This window comes from Streptomyces sp. Qhu_M48, from assembly GCF_051305195.1.
Taxonomy (GTDB): domain Bacteria; phylum Actinomycetota; class Actinomycetes; order Streptomycetales; family Streptomycetaceae; genus Streptomyces.
In genome coordinates, this window is record NZ_CP195432.1 from 1,278,288 (window position 1) to 1,295,319 (window position 17,032).

The 17,032-nt window shown below is 67.3% G+C and carries 19 protein-coding genes and 3 tRNA genes; 15 read left to right on the top strand and 7 right to left on the bottom strand.

The window, feature by feature from the left end:
- Positions 1 to 73 precede the first annotated feature (73 nt).
- Together ACRRSS_RS06010 and ACRRSS_RS06015 are read right to left on the bottom strand one after the other, a co-directional pair.
- Positions 74 to 1,537: an FGGY family carbohydrate kinase gene (locus ACRRSS_RS06010; protein ID WP_435970170.1), complete on the bottom strand. Its 1,464-nt coding sequence runs from the start codon at positions 1,535 to 1,537 to the stop codon at positions 74 to 76.
- A 30-nt stretch (positions 1,538 to 1,567) separates the two neighbouring features.
- A complete protein-coding gene (locus ACRRSS_RS06015) occupies positions 1,568 to 1,879 on the bottom strand; it encodes a YtxH domain-containing protein (protein ID WP_435970171.1) in 312 nt (103 codons plus the stop codon).
- A 159-nt stretch (positions 1,880 to 2,038) separates the two neighbouring features.
- Here ACRRSS_RS06015 and ACRRSS_RS06020 point away from each other — a divergent pair.
- The 3 genes from ACRRSS_RS06020 to ACRRSS_RS06030 all read left to right on the top strand — a co-directional run bounded on the left by ACRRSS_RS06020 (position 2,039) and on the right by ACRRSS_RS06030 (position 2,431).
- Positions 2,039 to 2,111, top strand: a tRNA-Asn gene (locus tag ACRRSS_RS06020).
- Between the two features lie 5 nt (positions 2,112 to 2,116).
- A tRNA-Asn gene (locus tag ACRRSS_RS06025) sits at positions 2,117 to 2,189 on the top strand.
- A gap of 165 nt (positions 2,190 to 2,354) precedes the next feature.
- Positions 2,355 to 2,431: transfer RNA gene (locus ACRRSS_RS06030), tRNA-Ile, on the top strand.
- 111 nt (positions 2,432 to 2,542) lie between these two features.
- On the opposite strand, the gene ACRRSS_RS06035 is transcribed toward ACRRSS_RS06030, so the two are convergent.
- Positions 2,543 to 4,234 carry a tyrosine-type recombinase/integrase gene (locus tag ACRRSS_RS06035; RefSeq protein ID WP_435970172.1) on the bottom strand — a complete coding sequence of 564 codons (1,692 nt, stop codon included), beginning with the start codon at positions 4,232 to 4,234 and terminating at the stop codon, positions 2,543 to 2,545.
- Positions 4,235 to 4,348: 114 nt separating this feature from the next.
- Here ACRRSS_RS06035 and ACRRSS_RS06040 point away from each other — a divergent pair, with 114 nt between their 5' ends.
- Positions 4,349 to 4,552 carry a DNA-binding protein gene (locus ACRRSS_RS06040; RefSeq protein WP_435970173.1) on the top strand — a complete coding sequence of 68 codons (204 nt, stop codon included), beginning with the start codon at positions 4,349 to 4,351 and terminating at the stop codon, positions 4,550 to 4,552.
- Positions 4,553 to 4,657: 105 nt separating this feature from the next.
- Positions 4,658 to 5,617, top strand: a complete 960-nt coding sequence (locus ACRRSS_RS06045; RefSeq protein ID WP_435970174.1) for a recombinase family protein — start codon at positions 4,658 to 4,660, stop codon at positions 5,615 to 5,617.
- On the opposite strand, the gene ACRRSS_RS06050 is transcribed toward ACRRSS_RS06045, so the two are convergent.
- Together ACRRSS_RS06050 and ACRRSS_RS06055 are read right to left on the bottom strand one after the other, a co-directional pair.
- Positions 5,606 to 6,379 (bottom strand): hypothetical protein, encoded by a 774-nt coding sequence (locus ACRRSS_RS06050; RefSeq protein WP_435970175.1) that lies wholly within the window; start codon positions 6,377 to 6,379, stop codon positions 5,606 to 5,608. The two genes, ACRRSS_RS06045 and ACRRSS_RS06050, sit on opposite strands and share 12 nt — an antisense overlap.
- Positions 6,380 to 6,385: 6 nt before the next feature.
- Complete coding sequence (locus tag ACRRSS_RS06055; protein WP_435970176.1) at positions 6,386 to 6,916, bottom strand: hypothetical protein; 531 nt, start codon at positions 6,914 to 6,916, stop codon at positions 6,386 to 6,388.
- A gap of 284 nt (positions 6,917 to 7,200) precedes the next feature.
- Between ACRRSS_RS06055 and ACRRSS_RS06060 the strand changes: the two genes are divergently transcribed.
- From ACRRSS_RS06060 to ACRRSS_RS06095, 8 genes are all read left to right on the top strand, one after another.
- Entirely contained in the window at positions 7,201 to 7,374 is a 174-nt protein-coding gene (locus ACRRSS_RS06060; RefSeq protein WP_435970177.1) for a hypothetical protein, read from the top strand.
- Positions 7,375 to 7,525: 151 nt separating this feature from the next.
- Entirely contained in the window at positions 7,526 to 8,701 is a 1,176-nt protein-coding gene (locus ACRRSS_RS06065; RefSeq protein WP_435970178.1) for a ParB/RepB/Spo0J family partition protein, read from the top strand.
- A gap of 59 nt (positions 8,702 to 8,760) precedes the next feature.
- Positions 8,761 to 9,093 (top strand): hypothetical protein, encoded by a 333-nt coding sequence (locus ACRRSS_RS06070; protein ID WP_435970179.1) that lies wholly within the window; start codon positions 8,761 to 8,763, stop codon positions 9,091 to 9,093.
- Entirely contained in the window at positions 9,090 to 9,341 is a 252-nt protein-coding gene (locus tag ACRRSS_RS06075; protein ID WP_435970180.1) for a hypothetical protein, read from the top strand. Before ACRRSS_RS06070 ends, ACRRSS_RS06075 begins: the two co-directional genes overlap by 4 nt.
- A 573-nt stretch (positions 9,342 to 9,914) precedes the next feature.
- Entirely contained in the window at positions 9,915 to 10,121 is a 207-nt protein-coding gene (locus ACRRSS_RS06080) for a hypothetical protein (protein WP_435970181.1), read from the top strand.
- Positions 10,118 to 10,240 (top strand): hypothetical protein, encoded by a 123-nt coding sequence (locus ACRRSS_RS06085; RefSeq protein ID WP_435970182.1) that lies wholly within the window; start codon positions 10,118 to 10,120, stop codon positions 10,238 to 10,240. Before ACRRSS_RS06080 ends, ACRRSS_RS06085 begins: the two co-directional genes overlap by 4 nt.
- A 658-nt stretch (positions 10,241 to 10,898) precedes the next feature.
- Positions 10,899 to 11,132 carry a DUF397 domain-containing protein gene (locus tag ACRRSS_RS06090; protein WP_435970183.1) on the top strand — a complete coding sequence of 78 codons (234 nt, stop codon included), beginning with the start codon at positions 10,899 to 10,901 and terminating at the stop codon, positions 11,130 to 11,132.
- Positions 11,133 to 11,387: 255 nt separating this feature from the next.
- Positions 11,388 to 12,149: a DUF5753 domain-containing protein gene (locus ACRRSS_RS06095; RefSeq protein ID WP_435970184.1), complete on the top strand. Its 762-nt coding sequence runs from the start codon at positions 11,388 to 11,390 to the stop codon at positions 12,147 to 12,149.
- Between the two features lie 8 nt (positions 12,150 to 12,157).
- Here ACRRSS_RS06095 and ACRRSS_RS06100 read toward each other — a convergent pair whose 3' ends face one another.
- Both ACRRSS_RS06100 and ACRRSS_RS06105 read right to left on the bottom strand, forming a co-directional pair.
- Positions 12,158 to 12,994, bottom strand: coding sequence for an SAM-dependent methyltransferase (locus ACRRSS_RS06100; RefSeq protein ID WP_435970185.1), 837 nt, complete (start codon positions 12,992 to 12,994; stop codon positions 12,158 to 12,160).
- Between the two features lie 791 nt (positions 12,995 to 13,785).
- On the bottom strand, positions 13,786 to 14,052 hold the full coding sequence (locus tag ACRRSS_RS06105; protein ID WP_435970186.1) for a hypothetical protein: 267 nt from the start codon (positions 14,050 to 14,052) through the stop codon (positions 13,786 to 13,788).
- A gap of 868 nt (positions 14,053 to 14,920) precedes the next feature.
- Here ACRRSS_RS06105 and ACRRSS_RS06110 point away from each other — a divergent pair.
- Both ACRRSS_RS06110 and ACRRSS_RS06115 read left to right on the top strand, forming a co-directional pair.
- The gene (locus ACRRSS_RS06110; RefSeq protein ID WP_435970187.1) at positions 14,921 to 15,580 is read left to right on the top strand and encodes a ParB/RepB/Spo0J family partition protein; all 660 of its coding nucleotides are present in this window, start codon (positions 14,921 to 14,923) and stop codon (positions 15,578 to 15,580) included.
- Entirely contained in the window at positions 15,577 to 17,022 is a 1,446-nt protein-coding gene (locus ACRRSS_RS06115) for a methyltransferase domain-containing protein (protein ID WP_435970188.1), read from the top strand. Before ACRRSS_RS06110 ends, ACRRSS_RS06115 begins: the two co-directional genes overlap by 4 nt.
- Positions 17,023 to 17,032 lie beyond the last annotated feature (10 nt).

A 17,032-nucleotide genomic window follows, 5' to 3' on the forward strand; every position in this document is an offset into this window, starting at 1 on the left:
CTCCTACTATCGCCCGCACCCCCGAGGCGTTACGACTCCGTTTCGGGGTGCGGGCCGAGCCCTGGTGAAGACTTTACGAACCGGCGTGCGAACCGGCCTGTGAGCCGAACGCACCCGGGTGGATCTGGTCCCGCGTCGCCCCGTACTGCTGCCGTACGGCCTGGCCCGCGGCCAGCTCGTCGCCCGGCTCCAGGATCTGCGCGGCGGCGCCCTGCCAGGCCGGGGGAGCGGACGGCGAGAGCGTGCCCCGCGCCACCCCGAGCGCCCAGGCGGCCTGCCGTGCGGCGCCGAGCGCCGCGTAGTCGGCCGGCTGGGGGACGACGACCTGCGCGCCGAACAGCGCGGGCGCCAGCGCCTGCACGGCCGGCAGCGCGGCCGCCGCGCCGAGCAGGAAGACCCGCCGCACCTCGACGCCCCGCCCGCGCAGGACGTCCATGGCGTCGGTGAGCGCGCAGAGCATCCCCTCGAACGCGGCCCGCGCCAGGTGCTCGGGCTTCATCGACTCGCGCCGCAGCCCGCTGAGCGTGCCCGCGCTGTGCGGCAGGCTCGGGGTCCGCTCGCCCTCCAGGTACGGGAGCAGGACGAGCCCGGAGGCGCCCGGCGTCGACTTCAGGGCGAGCGCGGACAGCTCGTCGAGCGATTCGAGGCCCAGCATCTCGGCGGTGCCGCGCAGCGCCCGCACCGCGTTGGTGGTGTGGACGACGGGCAGGTGCATGCCGGTGGCGTCGGCGAACGAGGTGATCATGCCCCGGGGGTCGGAGAGGGCCTCGTGGTGGACGGCCATCACGGAGCCGGAGGCGCCGAGCGAGACCACCGCGTCGCCGGGGCCGAGACCGAGGCCGAGCGCGGCGGCCATCGTCTCGCCGGTGCCGGCGGAGATCAGGAGCCCCTCGGGCGTGGTGCCGGCCGCCTCGGCCGGGCCGAGGACCTCGGGCAGCACGGCCTGGTGGCCCAGGGCCAGCTCCACCAGGTCGGGGCGGTAGGCGCCGGTGCGGGCCGACCAGTAGCCGGTGCCGGAGGCGGCGCCGCGGTCGGTGGTGCGCCGGGCGGGCCGGCCGAGGAGCTGCCAGACCAGCCAGTCGTGCGGCTGGAGGAGCAGCGCGATCCGCCGGGCGTGCTCGGGTTCGGTGCGGGCCAGCCAGCGCAGCTTGGCGACCGGCTGCCCGGCGCCGGGCACGGAGCCGACGGCCTCGGCCCAGGCCTCGCGGCCGCCGAGCGACTCCACGAGTTCGGCGGCCGCGACCTGGGCCCGCTTGTCGTTGCGGACGAGCGCGGGCCGCACCAGACCGCCCTGCGCGTCGAGCGGTACGAGTCCGTGCTGCTGCGCGGACACGCCGATGGCCTGCACGCCCTCCAGGATGCCGCCGGTGGCGGCCTCCCCGAGCGAGAGCAGCCAGGTCTGCGGGTCGACGTCGACGGCCTTGGGTTCGCCCGGGTGAGGGGCGTATCCCTGCCGCAGTACGGCACCCGTGTCCGTGTCACAGACGACGATGCGTGTGAACTCCGCTGAGCTGTCGAGTCCGGCGACTATCCCCATGACACATGATTCTGCCGCACGTGGGGCGGTTCAGGTGTTGCTGGTGCCCCAGTCGTCCTCCGCGACCTTCCCGTTGGACCGCCCGTTCCCGCGCAGGGTCTGGAGCCGGTCGGTCACCGAGGACGGCAGCCTGTCGCCCACCTTGTCGCCCACGACGTGCGCGGCCTTGCCCGCGACCTGGCGTCCGGTCTGGGCGGCGGACTCGGCCGCGTTGCGCACGGCCGGGTTCTGGCTGATGTCCTTCGCGGACTTCTTCAACTGTTCGTAGCGCTCGCGTCCGGCACGCGTGCCGATCACGTAACCGAGGGCGAGTCCCACGACGAACGTCATCTTGTATCGCATGGCCACCACCTTCCCTGGAGAGCTTCACTGATGCATCGCTGGTGCCCACGGCGATACCGATTGGCGGAGCACCCCCCTGCTTGCGCTAATGTATGTGTCGCAGCGAGCAACCGCCCGCCCGGAGCATCCGGAGTGGGTACGTTCGGTGCAACGCAGCAATCCCCTGTAGCTCAATTGGCAGAGCAGCCGGCTGTTAACCGGCAGGTTACTGGTTCGAGTCCAGTCGGGGGAGCGCGATCCCCTGTAGCTCAATTGGCAGAGCATTCGGCTGTTAACCGGAGGGTTGCTGGTTCGAGTCCAGCCGGGGGAGCGAACGGAAGAGGACCCTTCGGGGTCCTTTTTCGCGTCTCGGGGAACCATGCGCGGCGCGGCGCGGTCTTCATGGTCGAGCGGAGCCGATCATCCGGAGCAGGAGATCGTATGAGCGGCTATGCTGCGGCAGACGGCGCGCACACCTGTACGCGCCTCACCGTACGGGGCGGTAGCTCAGCCGGTTAGAGCAGCGGACTCATAATCCGTCGGCCGTGGGTTCGAGTCCCACCCGCCCCACCAGGAAAAATCGTTCTGACCAGGCACTTTGTCGGTCAGGCGAGAGCGCGAAGGGTCTTGGCGGCCCGTCCTAGGCAGGAAATCACACCTGATTGGACAGTGGTTGGACGCAGGTCACGCGACGCGCCCGAATCCCTCGTTTGGCGCATCGGTGGCCTCGTCCGGCGTCACCTGCGGCCCCTCGGCAGGGTCCCGAGCGGCGTGATCAGCGGCACACGTCCCCGGATTGCGTGAGCTGCCGTTCGCGGAGGCTGTCGTCGAGCCGGGCTGCGGGCGGGGGACGACTGAGCTGGTGGTTTCGGCCTCGTTGTCCAGGAGCTGTGGGAGGACCGTCGTGTAGGTGTCGGACGTGATCTGGAACGACTTGTGGCCCAGTCGCGCTTGGACGACCTTCATCTTTGCCCCGCCGAGCAGGGCCAGTGCCGCTGACAGGTGCCGGGTGTCGTGCAGTCGGATCGGGGGCAGCCCGGACAGCTCAACGAGACGGTTGAACCTCCGGCTCATCCAGTCCGGGTGGAGGGGCTTGCCGTCCTCGTGTACCCAGAAGCGGTCGCTCTCGACGTAGGCGTGGGCCTCGCTCCATGCCTCGCGCTCCTTCGCGCGCGTCGTGTCGAACTCCACCCAGAGCTCGGCGGTGCCGGCGTCGAGGGTGACGGTGCGGACGCTGTCCTGCTTCGGCGCTTCGTCGTACACCCGGTAGGCGATCTCGACGACCTGTGCCGAGATCCGAAAGTACTGCACCGGTGAGTACAGGCTGACCTCCGACGGGGGCAGCGCGCACATCTCCCCGCGACGCGGTCCCCTGAAGATGAGCCCGTTCCACAGCCCAACGAACCGGTCGGACGCGATGAAGGCGAGGAAGTCGGCCGTCTGTTCCGGAGTCCAGACCATCACCGGGGACGGTTTCTGGCCCGTCCGCTTCCACTCGGCGACGCGTTCTGGCGTCCAGACCAGCGCCGTGGGCTTCTTCACCGGCGGAAGCTCCACCATCTTGGCCCAGTTGGTGGTGTAGTCGCCGCGCTTGATGACGTCCGACATGAAGGACTTCAAGGTCGCGAGGATGCGGTGCATCGTGTTGACCGAGGTGATCTTCCGCCGCCCCTTGCTGCCCTCGCGGAGCGCCGCGTTCGCATCCAGATACGCGCTGCGCCTGACGCGACGCTCCTCCGTCTTCCCGGAGGCTCTGACCCACGCCGTGTGTGCCGCGTCGCGCGCCTCCGTCAGCTCGACTATGCGCGCGTGGTGCAGAAGCCGCTCGGCATTCTCCCGCTCGATCGCCGTGAACATCGCCTCGATGTGCCGGAGCTTGAGGTCGCGCCGCTTGATGTGCCCGAGGTGAGGCCTGAGGTACAGCCGGATGTGATCCTCGTACCCGTGCGTCGTCGTACGGGCGAGCCGCTTCTTGCGAGCGATCCACGCGTCCAGGTCCTCGGCCACGGTAGCGTCGCTGAGGATGTCGGTGCCCTTGACGGCCTCCCGGTAGAGCTCGGCCGCCTTCTTCATTGCCGCGTCCTTGGTGACGAACCCGTGCCGGCGGACACGGCGCCGGTCACCGTTTTCGCCGGCCTCCAGCTCGAAGTACAGACTCCACTTCCCGTGCTTCTTCTCCTTGAGTTTGGGGCAGGTAGCGCCGATGTTTCGCTGCTTCGGCTTGCCCGCGTCGTCCAGGACCGGGGCGCCATCCTCGCCGATCACTGGCTCCTGGCAGACGCAGTAGCGCGTGTAGGAGGGGTTGAACTTCTCCGTCACTCTGGGGTCCTCGCTCCTTGTCCCTCTATGACGGTTCGCGTTGAACCGTGTACACATCTTGCCCCAACACTCCAGTGTTGGCGTATCCTTAAGTCACGTTGGCGTGGGGGAGATCGCGACAACGGGATGACAACGGAAAACGCTGTAGGTGCAGGCGCTAGGGCCAGCCAGATGACCCTGGACGAACTGCTCGCGCTGCCGCCCACGGTGAACGTCACCACGGCTGCACGGGCGCTCGGGATCGGAGTCCACAAGGCATATGCCCTGATCAAGGAAGGGGCCTTCCCCGTACGAACGCTTCCGCTGGGGAGCACGGTGAAGGTTCCGACCGCTGCGTTGTGGAGCGTGTTGGAGGTGACGCCGCCGACGCGCTGATGATCGCGCGGACCCGAACGACTCTCCTAGGCCGCAGCCCCTGTACGGGGCTGTGGCCTAGGATCGGGCGGCTATACGCGTACGAGAAGAACGGACGACCATCGAATGCCTCGGCTGTACGGTTTTGACGACCAGTCGCGTCAACGGCTTCGCGACGACGAGGTGGAGCCGACCCGCCAGATGGTTAGCCGGGCCCTGGCTGGCGCTTCGAATGGCGACGTCGCCGCCTGGGCCAACGGTGAGGGCTACCGCGGGACGCTCGGAGGGGAGTGGAAGGACGCCTCCGTCGGCCGCCTCTTCCGCAACCCGGCCATCGCTGGTCTCCGCCGTGAGGCGAACGGCGAGCTGGTGGATGCCGGCCACTGCGGCCCGATCACCGCCGAGGAGTTCCACGCCTTGGAGGAGCGCGAGAAGGCCCGGAAGACGGCCGCGCCGGACGACACACATGACTACCTCCTCAACGATGAGGCGAGCACGTGCGGCAACTGCACGAAGGCTCTCCAAGGTGCGCGTACGAACTCGGGCACCCCGGGGTACCGCTGCCGCCCGAAGGACAAGAACGGGCGCGGTGGGTGCGGAGAGGTCCGGATCGACGCCGAGCTGCTGGAGAACTACGTCGGCGAGTACGTGGTGGCAGAACTCCTCAAGCCCGGCATTCGCGCGCAGCTTCTCCGGGCGCAGGAGGCCGTCAAGGAGCAGGTCAAGGAGCTGACGGCGGACCTCGCCGACCTTGAGGGGCGGCGGAAGGAAGCCGCCACGCTCTACGGGCAGCGGCAGATCAGCAGTGAGGCCTTGGTCATCGCCGACTGCGAGCTGACGAAGACCCTCAAGGAGACACGAAAGCGGCTCCGCTACGCGGAGCAGATGGCGAACTTCAAGCTGGGCAGCGCCACCGATCTGGTGCGCTGGTGGAACACTGCGCCGACGGCCTCCAAGAGGGCGATCACCCTGCTCCTCTTGGAGGCCGTCGTCGTGTACCCGGCACGCGCGCGGGGTGTCCGAACGATCGAGCCTGGGCGTGTCGTCCTGCACTGGCGCAAGACGGACAGTGCGTCAGGTGGCTGAGACGGGAACCTTCCGGGCAGCGATCCGCCGTCCGACCATCGACATCGTCAGGCCGGTGATCAGGGCGACCACTGCCAGGCCGGCCAGGACCGGGGAGACGATCTCCTCGGTCTCCAGCGGCCACGGGTGCCCGAGGTAGCGTGTGACCAGGTAAGAGCCCTTACTCAGGGCGTACGCGACGCCCAGCATGGCTGCGATCGCAGACACCGCGAGCCCTCGTGCGGTCCAGAAGTGCCCGCCTCGACGCATGGACAAGGCCATCCCTGAGCACAAGAAGACGATCTCTCCACAGGTCACCGCCACATAAGACAGGTAGACCATGAGGTACACGGTGACGCCGGGCGCGGCAGCGTGTGCTGTGGTGAACTCGATGGTCTCGTCCGTGGTTGCGACGAACAGCGGGAGCATGGCGGCGAGCACGACGACCGCGAAGGCGATCCGCGCGTAGAGGCTGGCCTTGAGGACTTCCCGGGTGTACGACCAGTCCACCAGCATGAGCTGGAGACTTCCGCACCATAGGACCGCGCAGACGTGGGCGCCGATCTTGGCCGCGTTGTTCATGCCGGTCGCGGACTCGACTGCGGTTTCGACCGCAGGAACGGCGAGGAGAACCCCGAGGGTGCACACGCCGAACGCGATTGTTCGTGCGGCCCGTGCGATGCGGTAGTCGACTCGGTCCCGCTGGCGCCAGGCTTCACGGGCAGAGAGCACGGTCCCCGTCAAGCCGAAGAGGGTGCACAGGCCGAAGACTATGCCGTCCATGTTGTTCTAGGGTCCTTCCAGGTCGGAGGCAGCCCGTTGGGCTGCTTCGTCGAAACTGAGCCTGCGCCGTCTGCCAGGCCGCGGGGCCTCGGGTACAGCGGGCAGGGGTTCAGGGATTTCAGGGACTGTGAGGTTGCTGCGGCCGTGCCGTGAGCGGATCTCACGCGCGGCTTCCAGTAGCTCATGGGCCCCTCCCGGCCCCAGGTCGTGAATCAGGCGTAGGGCTTCGCGTGCCTCGGGGTATTCCTCATAGACCGTCAGCGAGGTCAAGCCGTTGTATCCGGGGAGCAGGAAACTTACCGGAGTCTCGAAAGCCCGTGCGAGTCCGAGGAGCTGGGACAGTTTGGGGTCCGTCTTCTCCCCGGTCAGCAGCTCGTTGACGACCTGGTGGGTCATGGCCGGTTTCCCGCCAGCCTCCTGGGCCGTCGCTGTGGCGATGGCGCGCGTGCTCGGTGTCTTCCCGACCTTGTCGCGCTTCTTGCCGAGCAGCAAAGCCAGCTTGCTGGCGAGAGGTACCTGCGGGCCGAGCGACGGCATCTGGTCGTAACTCCTCTTAAGTCTGTCAACTCCGGCCAGAGTGGTGGCGGGTGGAGGCGTTCATTGTCTTCGTTTGTTGACAATACCGGGTGGTCCGAAGCAAGATCTATAACGGTTAAAACACGAACGCTTACCTAGCGTGTGGGTGTCACCCTCTGCCTCTGGGGAGGAGGCCGGGGTGATGCCTTTCTTCGGGCCTTGATGTGTGCCGCCATCTCTGTCGTGTGGGGATCTAAGCTGAGGCACGCTCGGGCGGTATGGCGTCACGACGCAAAGAGGTACGGGTGGGGATCGAAGTGGGGCGAGTGTTTGCTCGGCTGGCGGAGTCCGAGGGTGAGGAGAATGTCGCCCTGGATGAGGGGCTGGCGCAGGAGGTGCTGGGTGCGCTGGCGATCGTGAACGTCGAGAGGTTCGACCGGCAGGCGGGCTCGGGCGGGATGGAAGGCTGCGGCGAGTGAGACGTGGGGCGGGGGCCCTCAAGGTTCGCGCCCCACGTCTCTGACCTGCAAAAACTTCAGAAATTTGTGGACTCCCACCCTAAATGCATATAGAATAAAAGCATGCAAGGGGGAGGGGAAAGACCCCACCCGCTGACCTCTTGGAGGCGACATGCCGCACAAGTACCAGACCCTGAAGATGCGCCAGATCACCCGCAACGAGGGCCAGCCGCGCGAGACCTTCAACGAAGAGGCGCTGAACGAGCTGGCCGCCTCGATCAAGCAGCACGGCCTGCTCCAGCCGATCGTGGTCCGCAAGGCCGAGCAGGGCTACGAGCTCGTCGCCGGCGAGCGCCGCTTCCGTGCAAACGCGATCGCGGGCAACATCACCATTGAGGCCAAGATCCTCCTCGCCGACGGCGACGCCGAGATCAGCGACCTCGACAGCTTCAAGAAGGCCATGGCCGAGAACCTCAACCGCGAGGACATGCTCCCCATGGAGGAGGCCCGCGGCTTCAAGCGCGTCCTGGACCACGAACACGACGGCGACCCCGACAAGGTGCCCGCCGTCGCCGAGACCTTCTCCAAGTCGGTCCCCTTCGTCAACCAGCGGCTCACCCTGCTCAACCTGCGCCCCGAGATCCAGTCCGCCGTGGATGCCAAGCACATCGGCACCCAAGCCGCCGTCCAGATCGCCGCGCTCTCGCCCGCCAATCAGAAGGCCGTCTTCGACGACTGGAAGAAGGGCGACAAGAGCGAGAATCAGCTCGTCCACATCGCCTACGCCATGCGCAAGCAGGAGAAGGCGGCGCAGCAGGATTCGATGGTCGAGGTCGAGGAGTTGACGCCCGAGAAGAAGGCCGAGGTCGGCCGCGCCCAGACCAAGACCAAGAGCGACCTCGACACCATCGAGCGCGTGTGCGAGCTGCTGGACGGCATCGCGAAGATCGACCCGATGGAGCTGGCCCGGATGCTGGAGGGGCAGGTCGGCAAGCGGCTGGAGCAGATCGACCGGGTTGCCGCATCCGTGCAGAAGGCCCGCTGGCAGCTCAAGCAGGCCAAGGCCCACGCCGACGCCAGCGAGCTGTTGATCAGCCCCAAGGCGGCCGCCCCCGACCTCGTCGGCGAAGCGGCGGCCGCGCTCGCCCGGCTGGAGCCCGCGGCCGACGACACGCCGGAGCAGGAGGGGGGCGACGCGCAGGGTGAGCCCATCGCCTCGGAGGCGGTCGAGCCCGCCGCCGAGGAGACCGCGAGCCCTGAGGGTGACGCCCCGCAGCAGGAGGCCGCCACCGAGGTGGAGCAGGAGGCCGCCGGCGTCGAGGGCGAGACGGTCGACCTCGCCGCCTGACCGACCCGCCGAGGGGCGGCCCGCCGGCGGGCCGCCCCCTCTACTACGGAGAGCCCACGATGAACCCCACCCATACCGCGCGCAGCGTCAACCACAACCTGTTCGAGGGCCTGCCGGTGACGGTCGACATCCTCCAGGAATACCACCCGGACGTGACCAAATTTGTCCGTGAAGCCGCCATTATGCTCCACACGGCGCGCCGCACCGGCGCTAACGCCACCTTCGAACACGCTGACAGGCTCACCCCACTCGCTGCCTCGGTCCTGCGCGGAAGAGCGGAAGGCCACGTCTCCGTCCGGTGCTTCATCGTGATCGCGGCGCGCCTGGTCGAGCTCGAAGCGGCCGCCCTCGCCGCCCAGGAGGAAGACGACCGGCAGGCGCACGAGACGTGAAGCGGCCCGCTCGCATCAACGGCCTCAAGACCTGGCCCGACGACGGAACGCTGCCGCCGCGCATCTGCCGCGCGTGCCGGACCGACCTGGACAACGACGCCGAGCAGCTCGCCTCCGCGATCTGCGTCGTCTGCGGCTACTGGGTCTGCGAGCTGTGCGACGGCGGCACGGACCCTGCCACCGGCGACGCCGTCTGCGACGACCACAAGAGCCACCCGCTCGCCGCCGACTGCACCGAATACGCCTGAGAGGGCATCGCCGTGCAGATAGATCCCGACGTGCTCGACGTCGCCCGCGTCCGGGAGGCGCGCGGCACCGTCACCGAGCTGCCGGGCGATGCCTTCCCGACCCTCCGGATCCAGACGGTCGTCACCGTCATCCCCGTGCGCGAAGCCCCGGCTGCGCCCCGCTTCAACGGAATGCCCCAAGGTCCGAGGACTTCAACGCGCGGCCCCGCACCGCCCAGCAGGCCCTGCTCTTCACCGGCGAAGAGACCTCCCACGGCGGCACCCCTGGGCGGCTACAGGCACGGCGAGTCGGCCCAAGGGCATCAAGATCAAGGCTCGATATAGATCCCAACACTGAACAGTGCTACGGTCTATCTCGTTGGAGGGAACGGCCACAGCCGAGGAACCGGCCCACCGACTGCCGTGGCATGCGGCATCCCCTCGGTGCCTGACGGGTGGCCAATCCCCCGCGCCCTACCCGTCAGGCACCGGCTCCGCACCGAAGCGAAGCCACCTGCCGCGCCACATCCACGCACGCGAGCGGACCCGCCCCGGCCCAGGCCGACGGCGGGTCCACGTGTACCCGGGAGTGCCATGACCTCGCAGGACTTTTACGGCCACGCCGACGAGTACGACCTGTACCGCCGCCTCGTCGCCGAACGGGATGGCAAGTCGGCCACGCCCGTCTGTGACCGCGAACCCCACGCCTGCTGGAGCCGTGAGCCCGACCCGGACGCCGCCCGGCATCGAACGGAACTCGAAGCAGCCCTCTACACGCGCACAGGAAGCAGACCAGCATGAACGAGCAGCAGACGACCGAGAAGAACGAGCCCACCCCGCCCGTGCCGGGCGCCGTGTGGTGCAAGTCGTGCGACTCCTGGTGCCTGCCCCCCGGGATCTGCCGCTGCAACAACCGCTGACCTCCACTCGCACCGAAGCGAGCCTCTTCGTCCCCCGCTCGGCTGCTTTCGGCAACTGGCCTGGGGGTCAACGGAACGTTGGCTTCCAGCCCTCACCGCCGCCGGTCCCTCTCACGCGTCCCTGCTGGAGCACCTTGACGCCTCCACCTCCGCCAGGGGTGCGGCGCCCGCACGAAGCCTCGTGCGACGCCGAATGACCGCCGGTCGAACAACCAGCAGGGATGCCAGCCGGACCGGCGCCTGCTCCGCAGAGCCGCCAGGCCACTACCCGTCCCGTACGGCGGTGCTGACTCAGGCTCGACCGAAGGTCGCCAGCAGCCGCCAGGAGGCTACAGCGCCAGAAAATCGAAAGAGTCTAGCCCGACCGCGCAGGCATCATTGCCAGATCATCAATACCGTCGGGAAGAGCGAAAAACTCCGGCCATTCTCCAACCAGCTTCACACCCGTAAATGTGATCATCCTATATCGGCTTTCAATGCTGCCGAGAACGCTCTTTCGAGGGACGGCGGTTCCCGTCCCGAAGGTCTAGCATTTCGTCCACTCTCACCAGCACGTGAAATTTTCACGGCTGCGTGAAAGGCAGACGTGCGCATGAGCTGGCGGTGGGAAGATCCAGGCTGTCCCTGCTGGCCAGACACCGAATGAGAGGTAGTGAAAGTGGGAGAAGTTCACAACGGAGTAGGCGCCAGCACCCTGACGGACGCCCAGTGGATCAAGGCGAAGGCGAGCGACGCACTCAACGACTGCGTCGAGGTTGCCGAGGTCGGCGAAAACGTGGCCATGCGCAACTCGCGCTACCCTGACGGCCCGGCACTCATCTTCACGCGATCCGAGCTGGCGGCGTTCGTGGATGGTGCTTCCAACGGAGAGTTCGCAGCCATGACTGTCTGAAAAGCCCCGGCCATAGGTTGCGAGAACTGCGTGGTGATCGACATTCTCTGATTACATGGGCGGCGCAGTGCTGCCCGCGTACAGGGAGTTCAATTGCCCCGCCATCTTGCCTCGTTGCCGGGCCCGGAGGATTCGAATCCGCGGCGGTCCGCTCATCCTCTTGAGCGGGCCGTCGCCGACATGCTGCGGTACCACCGCGGCAGCCGGCTCCAGTCCGACGTCCTGGCAGCCGTCCCGGAGATTACTTCGGCCTCGATGCTGAGTCGGTATGAGAACGCCCGAACCCCGATGACGCCCGATCGCGTGCGGGCTCTGCTGCGGTACTACGAGGCGCCGCTGCAGGACATCGACGAAGCTCTGGACCTGCTGACGCGGGCGAAGCAGACGCCCGACTGGGCCCCGCCTCACGGCAGCTCTGAGGCGTTCCGGGCGCTGTTCGCGATGGAGTCGCGTGCCAAGGCCATCAGGGTCTACCAGGAGTCCAGTATCCCCGGGATGCTGCAGACCCGTGCCTACGCCAAGGCGTTGATGCGGGAGTTCACCCGGACCCGTCCTGATTCCGCCATCCAGGCGAGGCAGCAACAGGACATGAGCGAGCGCCTGGAGTTCCGTATGCGGCGCCAGGTCCTGCTCGACGGAGACAGCGCACCCATCTATGAGGCCATGATCGGCGAAGCCGCCCTGCTGATCCAGCAGGGCGGCCCCGTCGTCCACCGCGAGCAGCTCCGCCACCTGTACAACGTGGCCGAGAACAAGCCTCGTGTCCGGCTGCGGATCCTGCCTGTAGTCGCTGCCGGCTCTGCCCTGCACAACGCCATGGCCTTGCTCAAGCCGCACGATGACGAGCTGGGCAAGGCGGTCTACCTGGAGAACAGGAACCGGGGCGGCGAACTGATCACTGACCTGGCCGAGGTCGAGCCCTATCAGCAGTCCTTGGAGGAGTTGTGGCACGCGTGCGGTGAGAAGGAGCACTCCATGGCGCTGCTCCAGCGGTACATCGATCAGCTCGCTGACTGAGCCCCCCGCTACTTGATGAGCGCCACTCCTCCGTACTCGATCCATTCGGTGCTGCGTTGGCGCGGGGCGAGGTCGCTGTCAGGGTTCCAGAGAGAGACCTCCACGGGCTCCTGCTCGCTCACCTCAAGCAGTTCGAGGCCCTCGAAGAACCTCTTCACCTCGCTCAGGGCCCGGACTTCCCCCCAGGTGCCGCCCGTCACTTCGTCCATGAAGTCGGTGATGCTCTCCCGTAGTTCGGGGTCATCGCTGGCGAGCTGGGAGATCACCATGTAGCTGCCTGCGGGCAGACGCTCGGCGACCCGGCGGACCAGGGCCCAGGGGTCGGAGGTGTCTTTGATGCAGTGCAGCACAGAGACGAAGAGGGCCGCGACTGGCTGGCCTCCCCGCAGGAGCTTCTGCACCCGGGGTGACTCGAAGATCTGGTCGGTGTGCCGCATGTCCATCTCCAGGACCGCGGTGGTCATGGGGTCCTCGGCGAGGCTCATCCGGCCGTGGGCCGACACGGCGGGGTCGTTGTCGATGTAGACGACTTCGCAGGATGGGTCGATGGCCTGGGCGACCTCGTGGACGTTCGGGCTGGTCGGCAAGCCGGAGCCGTGGTCGAGGAACCTGCGTACCCCTCGCTCCTGGGCGAGGTAGCGAACTGCCCTTACGAGGAATGCTCTGTTGACACGGGCGAGTTCCTGCGTACTCGGTGCGAGTCTCAGGAGTTCTTTACAGGCATCTCGGTCTACCTGGTAGTTGTCGGTTCCGCCGAGAAGATGGTCATACATTCTCGCGACGCTGGGTTTACTGAAATCAAGAATGAGAGGCTCCCCACGCTCCCGGCCTCGCGTCCCCCGCATGGGTACGCCGGCCCTCCGAAGGTAGAGATCACATGCTAGGAGGGCAGTCCGCTCCAGGGCTACCCGAAGCCACCATCGAGCGAAACGCGTTCGGAGCGAACCAGCCGTAGGTCTGGCGTGGAATGCTCCGGCGCACGACTATCGCAGGTCAGCGCGCATCCGACGGGGGCATATGCCGGCCAGCTCCGGGGCGAGCGGCATTGGTCAGTGCGTTACGTCGCAGCAGCTCGAAGGCGTCGGGTGAGAGCCCCATGACGCGGCTGGCGTCGGAAACCGAATAGCCCAGACGGTGCCGCAGGACCAAGGCATCGGCTTCCGCCGTACGCAGATCCTCGTACAGTGCTCGAACGGCCGCTGTTCGATGGCATGTGAGCACTTCCGCGAGCACAGCCCAGGCGTACCCGGCCGGGCAGGGACTCCGCAGCGCGGTCAGCCACCTATCGCCCAGCTCCTCCAAGGCGGTCTGCGCAAGGTCTCGGCCTACGGAGGGGTTCCCCGTGACGGCTGCGGCGAACTGCGCGTACACGGAACGGTGTTCCCGGCAGAAAATGACGTAGGCGGCGCTGGCGCCGGACCAATTCGCTCCGTCGGCGCCAGAGCGACGGCACCGGCCGTGCGATGCGCCGAGGGGTTTGAGCCCTTGCGGGTTGGGCCGTGGCTGCAGACGGATCACCTCCTTCGCGTCGTAGCCCGCTGCGTGGCGGCAGGGCGTAGCGAGCTTGCGGGGCCGGGGAGGGGGAACGCGGGGGACCAGCCGCCCGAGAACCGAGCGGCCGGCCATGGGGTCAGTCTCAGCGAAGTCGACGGATCTTGAGATAGACCAGGCCGCTGCGGTCGGCGCAGAGGGCCAGGGAGAAGGTGAACAGCGCGTGTGGCGGAATCGCCTCCGGCCTCACCAGAGCCGTGACGATCAGACCGGCCATGAGGACGGTGCCGAAGCGGAGACGGATCTGAAGAACACTCTCCACGGCCGTTTGCAGGAGGCTGGAGATCGGAATGTTAACCTCTGGCACCGCCGGAAGGGCGCTAGCGAGCTTTCGGCGGACGTGCTGGATCATCGACTTCTCCTTAGGTCGTGAGCTGGTCCGGCACGGACAGAGGGGCTTCGAGGCAGACGCCAATCGATCTCGGAGCCCCTTTTTCCGTTCCTGCCGGGACACTAGCCGAAGGGCTGACCAGCAGGAATCGCCAACAGCCGTGAAAACGGAGCAGGGAACTCCCGATCTCGCCGGTAGAGGCTTGGGATTAAGGTCGGCATACCCTGCGCAAGGAGGGGCGAAAGGGGCGGGGCAGAAACTATCTCTGAGGCGAACTCGCGTCGAAAGTCTGCATGCCACGGTGAAAGCCTGGCCGCGCCACCCCGTCGCATTGTCACTCTCAAGGGTGAATTCATGTTGGAAATCCTCGGCATTTCGCGCCATCGCCTTCACCCCGTTCCAACGGGGCACAGCCCCGCGTCCAGCCGGGAGGCGCCCACGCAGCATCGCGCCAGACAACATCCGAGCCCCACGCGAGGACGGCACCCGCCCCGCCGAACGCCCCTGATACCGGCTCGCCTCGCAACTGCGCCCACAGCCGATTCAGCTGCTCGTCCCCTCAGACGCCCCTCTGACGGCCTTATCGAAGAAGGTGAACACTGGTGGCCCCTGTGGGGGGCGAGGTGCACCGGGGAAACGGTCCTTCGTGTGGCCTGCCGGGACCCGCGGCACGATGCCAGCCCGACGGCTGCGATCGGGGCAGGCACCCGTGCGGTGGTGGCATCCGCTACACCGATCTTGCGCGCGAGGGTGATGCGAGTCGGAGTGGGGATCGCTAGAGTCGCCCCCAGCCTGAGCCGATAGGACGTGCGCGGCTGGCACAGCGCCGCCGACCGTCTAGGGTGGGTTTCCTGTAGGGCGCGGGGAACGGCCTACCAAGGGACGCCTCGTGACCGCGCTCGCCAACATCCCCGACCAGCTCCTCCCGCTCGCTGTGCCCATCGCGGAGCTGACCCCCTACTACCGCAACCCGCGCACCGGTGATCTCCCGGCCATCGCCGAATCCCTGACCGTCAACGGCCAGTACCGCGCCGTCGTGGTTAACAAGGGCACGCACACCGGCCGCCCCAACGAGATTCTGGCCGGCAACCACACCGTCGCCGCCGCCCAGCAGCTCGGCTGGGAACAGATCGCCGCCACCTGGGTGGATGTCGACGACGAGGCCGCCGCCCGCATCGTCATCGTCGACAACCGCACCAACGACCTCGCCGGCTACGACACCGCACTTCTCGCCGAAGTCCTCTCCGAGATCCCCGACCTCGGCGGCACCGGCTACGACCGCGAGAGCGTCGACCGGCTCCTCGACGACACCTCCCTGCCCGAGACCCTGGAGCTCACCTCCGATGGAGCGGGCACCGGCGCGGCCGCCACCGTCGACTACCTCCAGTGGGGCTACCTCCAGTGGCAGTCCAAGCGGGTCCGCATTACCGCCGAGGAGGTCGAGGCCCTGGACGCCATTTACACGCGGTTCGTCGACGACACGAACAGCGACATGGGCTTCGGCTGGCACGTCCTGGCGCAGGCCCACCAGGAGGGCGAGTCCGCATGAGCAAGGTGCCCACCACGACGTTCCACGAGTCGTACCCGCTCGACCAGCTCCGCCCCGCCGACTACAACCCGCGGCGCCTGAGCGAGACCGCGTTCGTTCGGCTCCAGGCGTCCTTGCGCCGGCACGGCGTCGTCAAGCCCGTCATCCTCAACGCGGACGGGACCCTGGTCGCCGGTCACCAGAGAACGAAGGGGCTCAAGGCGATCGGCCTGACCCACACACCCGCGGTCATGCTCGGCAGCAAGGTCAGGTTGCAGGACGAGATCCAGTTCAACCTGCTCCACAACCGCGTCGAGACCGAAGCCAGCGTCGTCTACGCCGACCCCGGTGAACTCGGCGCCTGGTCCTGGATCCCGTGGCAGTCCATCCGCGTCGCCGAACGCAAGAACCTCTCCTTCGTCAACGCGATCGGGCACATGGCCGCCGGCCACGGCCCGTGGGGCAGCGTCGTCATCGACGACCAGGGCCGCATCGTCCTCAACGCCGAGTACGCCGTCGTGGCTAGCATCAACCACTTCGACCTGCTCGCCTGGACCGTCCCCTCCTCCGAGGCCGCCCAGCTGCACGCCGACCTCACGGGCGAGTACGGCGTCTACGACTGGACCGCCATCGAGGGCAAGGCGCCCGTCTGGAACCAGCACATCGTCCAGCCCAAGCGGCTCCGGCAGTTCTCCTCCAAGGCCAAGGCAGGCAAACTCGCCTACGGCTCGGAGACCTGGGATCAGCTCGTCACCCCCTGGCTCAAGCCCAGCCACCGGGTCGTGGACTTCGGCGCCGGGTACGGCGACTACGCCAAGCACCTGCGCGCCAAGGGCTTCAACATCCACGACTACGAGCCCTACCGTTGCCGGGACGGCTCGTACGCCGTCGACATCCGGGCCGTCGTCGGCATGATCCGCGACATCGACGGCGACATCCAGGCCAACGGCCTCTACGACGTCGTCGTCCTCGACTCCGTCATCAACGCCACCACCAGCCTCGACTACCAGCACTGGGTACTGACCACCGTCAACGCCCTGTGCGCGGCCGACGGTGTCGTGTGCCTCGGCACCCGCAACCTCGCCCGCGAACTCCGCGACGAGCAGGCCAAGCGCGTCACCTCGCAGACCGCCACCACGAAGATGAGCTTCCTCGACGAGGACAACGTCGAGATGAACTTCGTCAAGGGCAAGTGGCAGAAGCTCCGCTTCCACACCCCCGAAACCCTCGAACCCCTCCTCCGGCGTTACTTCGAGGACGTGAAGGTCACCGACCTCAGCGGCTCCAACATCAAGGCCACATGCCGACGCCCCGTACCCCTCCCGAGGGAGGAGTACGAAAGGGCCTTCGAGGAGGAATTCAACATGCCTTACCCGAATGGGTTCCGGCATGACAGGCACCTGGAATTGGTGGGGAATTTGATAAAATTGGTTATAGAGAGGAATGATTCTCTCGGGAATTGAGAAACCGGTG

What these genes read in the sequence shown, in the direction of transcription:
- ACRRSS_RS06010 (WP_435970170.1), bottom strand. Translation starts at nt 1,537, where the DNA reads ATGGGGATAGTCGCCGGACTCGACAGCTCAGCGGAGTTCACACGCATC.
- ACRRSS_RS06015 (WP_435970171.1), bottom strand. Translation starts at nt 1,879, where the DNA reads ATGCGATACAAGATGACGTTCGTCGTGGGACTCGCCCTCGGTTACGTG.
- ACRRSS_RS06035 (WP_435970172.1), bottom strand. Translation starts at nt 4,234, where the DNA reads ATGTGTACACGGTTCAACGCGAACCGTCATAGAGGGACAAGGAGCGAG.
- ACRRSS_RS06040 (WP_435970173.1), top strand. Translation starts at nt 4,349, where the DNA reads ATGACCCTGGACGAACTGCTCGCGCTGCCGCCCACGGTGAACGTCACC.
- ACRRSS_RS06045 (WP_435970174.1), top strand. Translation starts at nt 4,658, where the DNA reads ATGCCTCGGCTGTACGGTTTTGACGACCAGTCGCGTCAACGGCTTCGC.
- ACRRSS_RS06050 (WP_435970175.1), bottom strand. Translation starts at nt 6,379, where the DNA reads ATGGACGGCATAGTCTTCGGCCTGTGCACCCTCTTCGGCTTGACGGGG.
- ACRRSS_RS06055 (WP_435970176.1), bottom strand. Translation starts at nt 6,916, where the DNA reads ATGCCGTCGCTCGGCCCGCAGGTACCTCTCGCCAGCAAGCTGGCTTTG.
- ACRRSS_RS06065 (WP_435970178.1), top strand. Translation starts at nt 7,526, where the DNA reads ATGCCGCACAAGTACCAGACCCTGAAGATGCGCCAGATCACCCGCAAC.
- ACRRSS_RS06070 (WP_435970179.1), top strand. Translation starts at nt 8,761, where the DNA reads ATGAACCCCACCCATACCGCGCGCAGCGTCAACCACAACCTGTTCGAG.
- ACRRSS_RS06080 (WP_435970181.1), top strand. Translation starts at nt 9,915, where the DNA reads ATGACCTCGCAGGACTTTTACGGCCACGCCGACGAGTACGACCTGTAC.
- ACRRSS_RS06085 (WP_435970182.1), top strand. Translation starts at nt 10,118, where the DNA reads ATGAACGAGCAGCAGACGACCGAGAAGAACGAGCCCACCCCGCCCGTG.
- ACRRSS_RS06095 (WP_435970184.1), top strand. Translation starts at nt 11,388, where the DNA reads ATGCTGAGTCGGTATGAGAACGCCCGAACCCCGATGACGCCCGATCGC.
- ACRRSS_RS06100 (WP_435970185.1), bottom strand. Translation starts at nt 12,994, where the DNA reads ATGCGGGGGACGCGAGGCCGGGAGCGTGGGGAGCCTCTCATTCTTGAT.
- ACRRSS_RS06105 (WP_435970186.1), bottom strand. Translation starts at nt 14,052, where the DNA reads ATGATCCAGCACGTCCGCCGAAAGCTCGCTAGCGCCCTTCCGGCGGTG.
- ACRRSS_RS06115 (WP_435970188.1), top strand. Translation starts at nt 15,577, where the DNA reads ATGAGCAAGGTGCCCACCACGACGTTCCACGAGTCGTACCCGCTCGAC.